At 50.5% G+C, this 14,256-nt stretch carries 3 protein-coding genes; all 3 read left to right on the forward strand.

Annotated features, from left to right (window positions below; all coding sequences use genetic code 11):
* The coding region (locus tag ICL55_RS20235) for a non-ribosomal peptide synthetase (protein WP_188100691.1) at nt 1–11,068 on the forward strand (11,068 nt) is incomplete at its 5' end.
* 45 nt (nt 11,069–11,113) lie between these two features.
* Complete coding sequence (locus tag ICL55_RS20240) at nt 11,114–12,166, forward strand: TauD/TfdA family dioxygenase (RefSeq protein ID WP_188100694.1); 1,053 nt, start codon at nt 11,114–11,116, stop codon at nt 12,164–12,166.
* A 31-nt stretch (nt 12,167–12,197) separates the two neighbouring features.
* Nucleotides 12,198–14,213: a carbamoyltransferase family protein gene (locus tag ICL55_RS20245; protein ID WP_188100697.1), complete on the forward strand. Its 2,016-nt coding sequence runs from the start codon at nt 12,198–12,200 to the stop codon at nt 14,211–14,213.
* Nucleotides 14,214–14,256: the final 43 nt, after the last annotated feature.

The raw sequence follows: 14,256 nt of genomic DNA on the forward strand, positions 1-14,256 counted from the left end.
AGATTTCTTCCGCACAGGCGGGCATAGTCTGCGTGTGATGCGACTGGTGAATGTATATCGTCAGCAGCTGCATATCAAGGTAACCGTACAGGAATTATTTACCCATACCACCATTGCGGCACAGGCGCTGCTGTTAACATCCAGAACAACATCCGCCTATGAAGAAATAGCACAAATACCGGCGGCTGAAGACTATGCAGTGTCTGCTGGTCAGCGGCGGTTATGGTCGTCCAGCCAGTTTGATGGCACCTCACAGGCGTATCATTTACCAGAGGTGATCATGCTGGAAGGCGTTTATACACCCCTCCCTTTTGAGCAGGCCATTAATTATGCGATGGCCCGCCATGAAATACTGCGCACGGTTTTCCGTGAAAACGCGGAAGGAGAATTGCGCCAGGTGGTATTGCCGGTAGCAGCATCGCCGTTTCATTTCACCTTCACAGATGCGACGGCCTATACGGCGGAAGAACTGGCGGCGTTTTTACAGCAACAGCAGGAATCGCCATTTGATCTGGCCAACGGACCGTTGCTGCGCGCGGGACTGATACGCAGGGATGAAACACATTACATCCTGCATTTTAACATGCATCATATTATCAGCGATGGCTGGTCACTCGAATTGCTAAGCCGGGAACTACTGGAATATTACAATAGTTACGCGCGTGGAGAAGAACCGGTGACGGCGCCTTTGCGCATTCAGTATAAAGATTATGCCGCCTGGCAGCAGCGACAGCTGGCCAGCGACGGGTTCGTACATCATCGTAATTACTGGCAGCGGCAGCTGTCTGGCGAACTGCCGGTGCTGGCATTGCCCGCTAAAAAGCCGCGGCCGGCCATCCTGACGCATACAGGCCGTTGTTTGTCCACCGTCATCGGGCAGCGCACCATTGCCGATTTCCAGGCAGTTTGTGCCCGTTACCAGGATACGCTGTTTATGGGACTGCTGAGCGTACTCAAAGGACTACTGTACCGTTATACCGGCCAGGAAGATATTATCATCGGCAGCCCCGTAGCGGGAAGAGCGCATACTGAACTGGAAGACCAGATCGGGTTTTATGTAAACACCATGGCGCTCCGTACCCGTTTTGATGGAAACGCCGCGTTTGCCGTGCTGCTGGACGGGGTACGGGAGGTAACCCTGTCTGCCTATGATCATCAGCAGTATCCGTTCGACAGGCTCGTGGAAGATCTCGACCTGCGCCGTGATATGAGCCGCTACCCGCTATTCGATATTGTACTGGTGCTGCAAAGTCAGTTTGGCAACAGCATGCAGGCAGATACCGATGCGGCGCCCATCGAAACAATTATCGATAACGGCCCCTGTGCGGTGAAACTGGACATGCATATTTCCTTCGTGGAAAAAACCGATGGGTTGCATATGGACCTGCAGTTCAACAGCGATGTCTTTGAACAGGACACCGTCGTGCGCCTGATGGAACATTTCCGCCGGATGATACACCAGGTTACCGCTAACCCTGAAATGCCTGTCAGCAGCATCGCGTACCTGTCTGACGCAGAACAACAGCAGCTGTTGCATACTTTCAATGATACACCGGCAGACTATGGCGCAAACAAAAATATACTCGATCTCTTTGCGACTACCGTAAAAGAACACGCCAATGATATTGCGATCAGTTATAAAGACCAACAGCTGACCTTCAGGGAACTGGATGATCTGTCAGACCGCATGGCCTGCTATCTGAAAGAACAGTATCACATCCATCGGGATGATATTATCGTCCTGAAGCTCTCCCGGAGCGAATGGATGATGGTGACCATCCTGGGTATCCTGAAAGCAGGAGCAGCTTATGCGCCGGTAGACGTGAATTATCCACAGGACAGAATTGATTTTATAATAGAAGATAGCGGCAGCAAATTGATTATTGATGAAACAGTGCTGCCACAAATACAGGCTGCGCTACAGGAAGATAAACAGGCCACCCCTGTGCTGCCGGCAATAGCGCCTCAGCAACTGGCCTATGTGATCTATACCTCCGGATCTACCGGTCGCCCCAAAGGCGTGCAGATAGAACATGCGGGGCTGTACAACCACCTCTGCTACTGCCTCAGCGTGTTTATGCCGGAAAAAGAACAACGCTATAAAATTCCGTTGTTCACCTCTGTTTCATTCGACCTCACAGTGCCCAGCCTTTTCTGTTCGTTGCTGAACGGCGGAGAGCTGGTCATCTATCCGCAGGAAGATGCTGTCAGTGATATTATGGAGGATATTTTCTTCGGTACAAAAAATATCAACTTCCTGAAATGTACACCTTCGCACATAGATATCCTGGGAGCGGCTACCTTACGCCCTTCCGCTATCGAAGGCATCATCATCGGAGGAGAGGAACTGAAACACACGCACGTGTCCCTGCTGCGGTCTGTCAATCAGGAAATGCGGATCTTTAATGAATATGGCCCAACGGAAGCAACCGTAGGCTGTATTGTTAACCCACTCGTTCCGGGAACAACACCTGCATCCGGCAGAAGCATCCCCATCGGTAAGCCGGTGACCAATAGCCGTATATACATATTGGATACCAACCGGAGATTGTGCCCTGTAGGCATTACCGGTGAACTGTATATCGGCGGGGTACAACTGGCACGCGGATATTTCAACAGACCGGACCTCACCGCCGACAGGTTCATTGCTGATCCATTCATCAAAGGCGAAAAGATCTATCGCAGCGGCGACCTGGCCTGTTGGCTGCCCGATGGCAACATCGAGTACCAGGGCAGAATAGATGACCAGGTAAAGATTCGCGGCTACCGTATTGAACTGGGTGAGATAGAACATGCGCTGGTGGCCATCAACAATATTTCCGCCGCAACGGTGCAGGTGAAAGAAGAAGCTGACGGACAAAAAGTCCTTGTCGGATATATGGTCAGCAGGGAGCCGTTGAATGTAACAACACTACGCCAGCAGCTACAGGAGAGATTACCGGAACATATGATACCGGCCCATTTTGTGCAGCTGCCTGCATTACCGCTGACGGCCAACGGTAAGATCGATAAAAGAGCCTTGCCGGAACACAGCAGCAACGCTGCGGCCACCGGCACCACCTATGCCGCTCCCCGTAACAGCGTGGAAGAAAAGCTGGTGGAGATTTTTGAAAGCATCTTCAGAAAACAAGGCATCGGCATCCGGGACGGCTTTATCGATCTGGGCGGCGACTCCATCAAAGCGATACTGCTGGCCAGCAAATTAAAGCAACAGGGATACTCCATTAAGATCGGAGAGATACTAAAGTATCCTACGGTAGAGCAACTGGCGGTCAGGGTAGGTATCGCGCAACAAACAGAACAGCCGGATAATATTGAAGGTAACGTGGCATTGACGCCGATACAACGGCTCTTTATGGAAAAGGAATATCCGGCCATGCATCATTACAATCAATCTGTGCTGCTGTACAGCAAAGAAGTGATCAACGTGCAACTGCTGAGAAAATGTTTCACCGCCTTGCTGGAACACCACGATGCGCTGCGGATGGTATACAGAAAAGAAAACGGCGGATGGACACAGTATAACAAAGGGAAAATATATGCGGCTGATCTATTCGACATACAAGAATACGGACCAGCGGTAGATCCGCAGGAGATGCGTTCCCATTGCGACCACTTGCAGGAAAGTATCAACCTCACGGAAGGCCCGCTGGTGAAACTGGGGCTGTTCCATTTACCCGACGGCGACCGGTTATTAATCATTATTCACCACCTCGTAGTGGACGGCGTCAGCTGGCGCATTCTGCTGGAAGATTTGTCGACCCTCTACCATATGCTGTTAAACGGAGAGACTCCTCAACTGCCGCTTAAAAGCGATTCCTTCCAGCAATGGGCCGAAAAATTACAGCAATACGCCAACAGTGACGCTGCCTTGTCAGAAATGGCCTATTGGGAAAATACGGCAGCGGAGTTTTCGGGTAAGCGTCGCCGTGATACGCCAGCAGCCGAAACGACCACGCTTAAAAAGTCCGTTTCCTTCGGACTGGACACCGCAGATACCACCTTGCTGCTCACCCGGACCAACAAAGCGTGGCGTACTGAAATCAACGACGTGTTGCTGGCAGCACTGGGCTGTAGTATCGGCGCTGCTTTGTCCTGGACGGAAGTGCTGATCGCCCTGGAAGCACATGGCAGAGAGGAAATACTGGACGGTGTCAATATCGGCCGCACGGTAGGCTGGTTCACCAGCATCTATCCGTTGCTGCTACAAACAAAAGATATCCGCAACAGCGTGGATTATCTCATCACGGTAAAAGAACAGCTGCGGACCGTTCCGGATAAAGGAATTGGTTATGGCATATTACGCTATCTCCGGGACGATAAAAAAGAAATCCTCGCGCCGCTGGGAGACACAGATATCACTTTCAACTATCTGGGCGATTTTGGCTTTGGCGTTACCTCCGGACAGGATAACAGCCTGTTCAGCTATTCCGGTGAATACAAAGGGCAGGATATCAGCAGCCGGAATATTGTGGACCGCGGACTAACGGTTACCGGTATGATCGTAGAAGGACGGTTGATCATGAATATCAGCTATAACGCCAATAAATACATGGACGCACAAATGAAAAGCCTTTCTGATAACTATGAAAATTACCTGAAAGCGCTCATCACTACTTTATCCGATACCCATGATATCTATCTGACTCCGAGTGACCTCACGTTTAAAGGACTTACCATGGATGAAATAAGCGCATTAAACAAAGACAACAATCTGGAAGATGTATACCGATTGTCTCCGCTACAGGAAGGCATCTATTACCACTGGGTCACCAATCCGGCTACCACGGCCTATGTGATCCAGTCGTCCTACCGCGTGCAGGGAAAACTGGACGTGTCTGCCCTGGAAAAAAGCTTCGATTGCCTCACCAACCGGCATGCTATCCTGCGCAGCACTTTCCATCATGAGTACGGCACCGAAAATATACAGGTGGTGCGGAAAAAAGTGTCGCCCGATTTTAAACACGTGTTCTACGATGCGGCGGGTGGCGATAAAGACCAGCAGGTAGATGCGCTCAAACAACGCGACCGGCTGCAAGGCTTCGATCTGAACAATGGGTCCCAGATGCGGCTGACCATATTTGAGCTGGGCAACAGCCAGTACGAGTTTATCTGGACGCACCACCACATCCTGATGGATGGCTGGAGCAGCAGTTTATTGATCCGGGAGTTTTATGGTATCTATCGCGAAATCATCAATAATCGTGAACCGGAGCCGGTGAATGTCAATTCTTACGTGAACTATATCAAATGGCTGTCTTCCCTGAATACTGCGGAGAGCCACGCCTACTGGAACGCCTACCTCGATGGATACGTCCATGCCACGGAGATGCCGTTTAAGAAGAAGGCGGCGGCAGATGAGTCTTACCGGATGAATAAGACCACGATTGAACTGGACAGCGCTTTCATGGATGAACTGCATAACCTGTGCAAAGACCAGGGCATCACGGAAAATGTTTTCTTCCGCAGTTGCTGGTCATACCTCCTCGGAAGATACAACAACAGCAACGACGTGGTATTTGGTGCGGTGGTGTCAGGTCGTTCGGAAGAAGTGGTGGGCATCGAGCATATGATCGGGCTTTTCAGTAACACCATTCCCGTGCGGGTAAGGTATGAAGAGGGTAGTCAGGTGAAAGACCTTTTATGGTCTGTGCAACAGGAGGCCATTCATTCCCTGTCGCACCACTTCCTGAGCCTCGCAGACATACAGGCCGGAAAACAACAACGGGAACTGTTTGATAATATCTTCGTCTACGAAAATTTCCCTGTGCAGGAAATCATCAATGAAGAGCTGAATGGTGCGCAGGGACTGGATAAGCTGGACGTGTTGTCTACATCAGGCTACATCGAATCCAACTATGATTTTACGCTGCAGATTGCGCCGATACGCGATGTGCTGAAGATCACCATTATATATCGTGATTCTGTTTATAGCAAGGAGTCAGTGGATGAAATACTCGTTCACTTCCGGAATGTGATCGATGGATTTATGGCCGGTGTGGATACAGAGCTGGACAGCATTACCTTATTGCCTTCTTCCGATCAACAGGCCTTGATGGAGACCAATATTGAATCCGAACCGGAAGATACCGTGGTGACACGTTTTGAAGAGAAAGCGTTGCGCCGGCCGCATACCATGGCGCTGATATACGAAGGGCAGGAGCTGACCTGGGGCGAACTGAATGAACGCGCTAATCAACTGGCACGTTATCTTCGGCAGAAAGGCGTGAAACGCGGAGCGGTGATTCCGCTTTGCATCGATAGTTCACCGGACGCTATCGTAGGCATCATGGGCATCCTTAAAGCCGGTGCAGCCTACGCGCCTATTGATCCTTCCTTCCCGCAAGACCGTATCAACTACATCCTGGACGATGTTCATGCGGAAATAGCGGTGAGCCAGGAATGTTACCGTGGCCTGCTCGCCGGGGCGAGGGAAGTGGTGGCCATGGATACCGATCATGCCGCCATCAGTAAAGGTTCAACAGATAATATCGGGCTGCCATTACGTGCGGATGAACTGCTGTATATCATCTATACCTCCGGTTCAACCGGCAAGCCCAAAGGGGTAATGATCAGTCACGCCAACATGTTGGATTATATCGATGGGCTGTTCGACAACCTGCCGATGGTGCAGTGTAAATCTTTTGCGCTGGTATCCGGTATTTTCACCGACCTGGGAAATACCGTACTGTATGGTTCTTTGTTGTCCGGCGGATGCCTGCACCTGTTTTCAAAAGATAGGTTGAACAACGGGTTTGCGCTCTGTCAGTATTTCGAAGAGCACCGGATCGATTGTGTGAAAATTGTACCCGCCCACTGGCAGGCATTGTCAACAAATGACAAAATGCTGCTGCCGGAGAGGTTGTTGATCTTTGGAGGTGAAACACTGTATGCGGAGATCCCACAGCGGATATATGCCACCAAACCATCCTGCATGGTGGTAAATCACTACGGGCCTACGGAAACCACGGTGGGTAAGCTGTTGCATGTGGCGGGTAAAAACAAATCCTACGATACCGTTATCCCTATTGGTAAGCCATTTACCAACAGCACCATCTACATACTCTCTAAAAACATGCAGGTAGTTCCCAAAGGCATAGCCGGCGAATTGTATATCGGCGGAAAGGGCCTGGCTGCGGGTTATTGGGAAAATGATAAACTGACGGCGGAATTTTTTATCCCCGATCCTTTTACCAATGTCGGTTCACGGATCTATAAAACAGGCGATCTCGTGAAACAGCTGCCTGACGGTGAAATCGTATTTCTGGGCAGGGCAGACGACCAGGTGAAAATTCGCGGCTACCGCATAGAACCGGGAGAGATAGAGCATGCGTTGCAGGAGGCGCCAGGCGTGGAAAAAGGCGTGGCGGTCATTACCACGTCGCAGGAGGAGGAAAAGGAACTGGTATTGTATGTGACCGGGAAAGTAGATGTCGGCGGACTGACAGCTTATCTGCAGGATAAATTACCGGCCTATATGATGCCGGCGGCTATTATAGAAGTGCCGGAATTTCCGCTGTTGTCGAATGGTAAGGTAGATCGCCGGGAACTGGCGGCAAGGCCGTTGAAGAGTGCCGCAAAGGTGAAAGAATATATAGCGCCGCAGAACGATATAGAAGAGAAGCTTGTCAAAATATGGACAGAAGTGTTGACAGTGCCGGGCCCTATAGGAGTAGTGGATAACTTCTTTGAATTGGGAGGCCACAGTATCAAAGTGATCAAACTGCTGTCGCGTATCAGTAAACAGTTCGGTGTTATCCTCAGCGTGCAGAAAGTATTTGAAGAGGCGACCATCAGAAGCCTCGCAGTTAAAATACAGGCAGCCATTCAGAGTACCTCGGCGGAAAGAAGTACCGGTATTCCCAAAGTGGCGGAAAGTACCTCTTATCCGTTATCATCGTCTCAGCGCCGTTTATGGGTGATCAATGCACTGAACAAGGAATCCACAGCATATAATATGCCCAGCGTGATTCCGTTGCAGGGCATCTACTATCCGGATAAATACGCACAGGCGATCCGGGCACTTACCCATCGCCATGAAATTCTGCGGACGGTATTCCGGGAAGTAGAAGGAGAGGTGACCCAATGGGTGATTCCTGCGGAAGACTTTGATCATGGCATGATATACACCGACCTGCGGATGGATGCCGATAAACGGAAGACGGCGCAGCTGATGATCCGGGAAGATCGCCTGCGGCCCTACGACCTCGGTCAGGCGCCGCTATTCAGGATCAGGATGATACAGCTGGAAGATGAAGAATACCTGTTGTATTTCAACATCCATCATATCATCGGCGATGGCTGGTCCATGAAGATACTGGCAGACGACCTTACTTATTTTTACGAATGTTATGTAAAAGGACTGGTGCCCGATCTCGAACCATTGGCAATCCAGTACAAGGACTATGCGGGATGGCAACAGGAACGCCTCGCCAGCGAGGAGTTCAGGGCGCATCGCAGCTACTGGCTGGAACAGCTGTCCGGAGAGCTGCCCGTATTATCGCTGCCGGCTTATAAGTCGCGCCCCGCCATGTTCACCGAAAACGGACATAACCTGTACACGGTGATCAATCCGGACGTGATCGCTCAGTTCAATGCGGTATGCCAGGGACATCAGGCTACGCTCTTTATGGGGCTGATGGCGGTCATGAATGGCTTACTGTACCGTTATACCGGACAGGAAGATATTATTATCGGCAGCCCGGTAGTGAACCGTGAACATCCCGACCTGGAAAATCAGATCGGCCTGTATCTGAATACGATAGCGCTGCGCACCCGCTTTGAAGGCACCGATAGTTTCGAAGTGCTGCTCAACAAAGTAAAAGAGACAACGTTGGCAGCTTACGAGCATCAGGTGTATCCCTTCGATACTTTGCTGGAAAATCTGAATGTCCGCCGTGATATGAGCCGCTCACCTGTATTTGATATCATGGTGATGTTGCAGAACCAGCACGACAGGACCGTTTCGGAAGATCAGCCACAGGTATTGTTTGGCGAGCGCGTAGTGGACAACGGCCCTGCGGTGGTTAAATTCGATATGAGCATTGAATTTACCGAGAGAGGGAATGGCTTGCATATGGCGGTGCAATTCAATACAGACGTATATGAAAAAGCAACGATTGTCCGTTTCATCGAACATTACAAACGGCTGCTGAGGCTCGTGGCAGAACAGCCGCAAGAAAGCATCGCGGCACAGCGATACCTCTCTACTGCCGAGGAGGAGGAACAACTGAAGAAATTCAACAATACCCGGGCAGACTTCCCGACAGATAAAACATTCGTAGACCTCTTCCGTCGGCAGGCTGCGCTGACCCCCCACAATACCGCCATCGTATTTGAAGGCGATAAACTCACGTACGCGGAACTCGACAACAGAAGCAACCAGCTGGCGCATTATCTAAGAGAGAAAGGCGTGAAGAAAGACGCGCTGGTACCGGTTTGCATAGACCGGTCACTGGAGATGCCCATTGTGTTGCTCGGCATTTTAAAAGCCGGCGCCGCTTATGTGCCGCTGGACCCTTCCTATCCGAAAGACTGGATCGCTTATGTGATCGACGACCTGCATGCGGAGATGGTACTGACTTACAGTCATCATGAAGAGCTGTTCACTATAGATCAGTATGATTTACTACTGATGCTGGACAACGACAGCCATTATATCATGACACTGCCGGAATCCGCGCCGGAGGAGCATCCTGCGCCCAATCACCTGGCGTATGCCATCTATACTTCCGGCTCCACCGGAAAACCTAAAGGCGTGCTCATTGAACACCATTCGCTGCTGAATTTCCTCTTGTCGGTAGACAGTTTACTGGAAGTGAACGAAACATCCAGCATCCTGGCAGTGACCACCTACAGCTTCGATATCGCGTATCTGGAATTATATCTTTTACTGCTCAAAGGCGGTACCGTGATATTATCTCCCAGGGCCAAGGTGACAGATGCCAACTTACTGATACAACAGCTGGAACAATATCAGCCTACCCATATGCAGGCAACACCCTCTACCTGGCAGATGCTGGTAGAAAGCGGCTGGAAGAACGATGAAGGCCTGGTGATACTCACCGGCGGCGAAGCACTGAAGCGGAACCTGAGAGACCAGTTGCTGTCGCTCGGAGACAACAAGTGCTGGAACCTCTATGGCCCCACCGAAACAACGATCTGGGTAACGGCCGCTGAACTGAAAAAACAAGGCACTGTCACCATCGGTAAACCGTTTCATAACTCATCGGCTTACATCCTGGACCGCCAGCAGCGGCTGGTGGCGAAAGGTGTTACCGGAGAATTATATATAGGCGGCGTACAGCTGGCCCGTGGTTATTTCAACAGAGAAGAACTGACGGCGGAACGTTTTATGGCGAATCCTTTCAGGCCCGGTGAAAGATTATATCGCACCGGCGACCAGGCCCGCTTCCTGGCGGACGGCACTATTGAGTACATCGGCAGGAATGATGATCAGGTAAAGGTACGAGGCTATCGTATAGAACTGGGAGAGGTGGAGCATGCCCTGCTGAGCCTGGGAACGATCCGCTCCGCCAGTGTACAGGCATGGGAGAATGAAAGCGGATACAAATTCCTCGTGGCCTATGTGGTCAGTGAAGGCGTGGTAAATGCGCAGCTGGTCAGAAAACAACTGCTGGAACGTATTCCGGAATATATGGTGCCCGGATTTTTTGTACAGCTCGAAAACCTGCCGCTGACGGCCAACAGAAAGGTAGACCGCAAAGCCCTTCCCAACCCTGAAGGACTGGCGATTTCCGGCGGCACTGAATATGTAGCGCCACGCAATGAGGTAGAAGAAAAACTCGTCGCCATCTGGAAAGAGGTATTCCGCACCAACATCGATATCGGCATAAAAGACAATTATTTCGAATTGGGAGGCGAGAGTATGATGGCCATCAGAATATTGGCCAGGGTGTCCAAAGAATTCGGCGTTAGCATCAGCATCCGGAAAATGTTTGAAGACCCAAGGATTGAAAGCATCGCCAGCGAAATCCTCAATGCCACCTGGTTCGCCAAAGGAGCCGCCAATAGCGGCGGAGAAGAAAGTGAAAATATCAAACTCTGATCCCGTCATCTTTTAACCAATGATCTCACCAAAAAAATCTGCTATATGAAAAATGAACCAGCCGGCTTACATACACCGGAGGAAGCCATGGCTTCCGGCAGGGAGCAATCTATACGCAAAGCGCCATTCTCTGAAAAGAGCGGTCAGGTATTGCCGCTACTGGTAACGCCTGCCGGTGAAAACGTTGACCTGGCGGCATGGATCAGCACACACAAAGAACAGTTTGAAGAGGAGCTGGTCAAACATGGCGGCATCCTGTTCAGAGGCTTCGGCGTAGATACCGTGGAGAAATTCAGCCAGTTCACCAAATGCTTTAACACCGACCCGCTACCATATATGTTCAGATCATCTCCCCGTTCTGAGCTCAACGAAAATATCAGGAACATCTATACTTCCACCATTTACCCCAATGAGCGGACCATCAACATGCATAACGAATCTTCGTATAGCCGTGTATGGGGCAGAAAAATTGTTTTCTGTTGCCTGGTGCCCGCACAGGAAGGAGGAGAAACACCCATTGCAGACTCCCGCCGGGTGCTCGCCGATATCAGTCCCGCGCTGGTAGCGAAATTCAGGGCGAAAGGGGTGAAGTACCGGAGAAACCTGTTTCCGGACCTTGGCATGCCCTGGCAGGAAGTGTTTCAGACAAATGATATTGAAGTGGCCAAAGAAATCTGCCACAAAAATAAGATCAGCTATGAATTTCCTGAACAGGACCAGATGATCATAGAATGGACTAAACCCGCTGTATATAATCACCCTGTTTCCGGTGATGAGACCTGGTTTAACCATGTCTACTTTTTTAATAAATATTCCCGCTACGAGGAGCTAGGACTGGAAGCAGACGATTTTCTTCCCTCAGAATACCTTACCTCAGATACCTTTTTTGGTGATGGCACCGAAATATCCTTTGAAGAGTACCAGGAAATTGGCAATGCCTATAAAAAGAACCTGGTGGTATTCCCTTATCAGAAAGGAGATATCATCTTCCTGGACAATATGCTGGCAGCACATGGGCGTAATCCGTACAAAGGGGACCGCACCATTGCTACCGCTATTATGGAGGCGGCCTATGATACAGAAAGCCACTCCCTTTAATTCATCTCTTTGACGTTAAAAATGGTTCGCAATGTTCGTATTGGGTATTAACGGGAGCTTATCCCTCATCAATGAAAACAGGTTTAATATAAGTTATGGTGAATTCCATGACTCGGCGGCCGTGCTGCTGAAAGACGGGAAGATAGTGGCAGCTTTTGAAGAAGAGAGATTAAACCGGATTAAACATAGTAACAAACTGCCGCTGCTGGCCATTAAAGCCTGCCTGGACAAATGCGGTATCACTGCTTCACAGGTAGATGCCTTCGCCATCCCCATGGAAGAAACGAATTTTGATGCGCTCATCGCCAGTTACCGCCGCATCGACGCTTCCTTTGCCCATGCTTCTGCCAGAGACTTTTTAAGTCATGTGTTCAGACAGTATTTTCAGGAAGATGTTTCCCCCGAAAAATTCTCCTTCGTCAATCATCACCTGGCACATGCGGCCAGCAGCTATTATCTTTCCGGTTTCGACCAAAGCCTTGTCCTCACCATCGATGGCATGGGCGATAATCTCTCCGGTGGCGTATATCAGGCCGCAAACAATGAGATAGAGAAACTGACCACATTCTCGAAAGACCATTCCATAGGCCACCTGTACCTGGAAGTAACCCGGTTGCTCGGCTTCAGCAATTTCGATGAATACAAGGTCATGGGACTGGCACCTTATGGCGACAGTGCTAAATACAGAGACATTTTCAACGGGGTGTATTCCTTGTTGCCGGAAGGGCAGTTTCATATCGACTGGGCGGAGGTGAAGAAACTGAAAGTGCTGCTGCCCGCCAGAACAGCCCGGGAGCCGATGACGCAGGACCATAAAGATATTGCGGCCGCTGTACAGGAAGCGATCGAAAATATTACGTTTCATGTGCTGCAGCATTACAAGGCTATGACGGGTGCTACGCACCTGTGCCTGGCCGGCGGGGTAGCGCTTAACTGCACCATGACAGGCAGGCTGCGCTACGCCGGTATTTTCGACGATATATTCGTACAGCCGGCATCTCATGATGGCGGCATCCCGCTGGGAGCCGCCTTAGCGGTTTTTTATCAGCTGGTTCCCCGCGCGGCACGGCATAAAATGCAACATCTCTACCTGGGCAGCGAATGCCCGGATAAAGATGCCTGCGAAGCTACGGTAAACAGCTGGCGGGATTTTGTAACGGTACGTTACAGTAAAGATATTTGCAGCGAAGCGGCGAAGCTGATCGCCCATGGTAATGTGATCGGATGGTTTCAGGGCGCTTCGGAGTTTGGTCCGCGGGCACTGGGCAATCGCAGCATCCTGGCAGATCCCAGGCCGGCAGGCAACAAAGACCTGATTAATATGAAGGTGAAGATGCGGGAAGGGTTCCGTCCTTTTGCCCCGTCGCTGCTGGCAGAAAGAGTAGAAGATATCTTCGAACTACCGGACAGTGGCCGGGAATATCCGTTTATGAGCTTCATCCTGCGGGTAAAAGAAGCGTACCGGCCTATACTGGGCGCTACCACCCATGTGGATGGCACCGCCCGGTTGCATACCGTCGCCAGAGAAATAAATCCTGCTTATCACCAATTGATTGAAAACTTCGCCGCCATCACCGGCGTGCCCGTTGTGCTGAACACGTCGTTCAACAATAACGCTGAACCCATCGTGGACACGCCGGAGCAGGCCATCAACTGCTTCCTGACAACAGACCTGGAATGTCTTGTTATCCATGATCTGATATTGGAGAAGAAAGAGATCACGGCAGAGAAAATTCTTTCTTTATATCCGGAGGTGCCCGCTTTTATCAAACTCTATACAACAGAACAAGGCGGGATGCAGCAGTTCGTGGCCGGAAATACTTACAACGAGAAGAAATACGCACTTTCCTATGAATTGTATAATGCCCTGAATAATTGTGACGGGCAAAGTTCCTTCTACTCCCTGCTGGCTGATGAGATAGACAGTGGCGCCGTGGACCCTGAAGCCCTCGCTGAAGAGATCAAAGAACTCTGGTCGCTCCGTATTATCCGCGTAAGCCCTGTATTACATCCTGTAAAAACAAGCCAGGCGGCGAGGTTAGTGTAAACATATCTTCTGATCATCTCTCCGGACATGATCTTTTAACCCT

Source organism: Chitinophaga varians (assembly GCF_014529945.1).
In the GTDB taxonomy this organism is placed as follows: Bacteria; Bacteroidota; Bacteroidia; order Chitinophagales; family Chitinophagaceae; genus Chitinophaga; species Chitinophaga varians.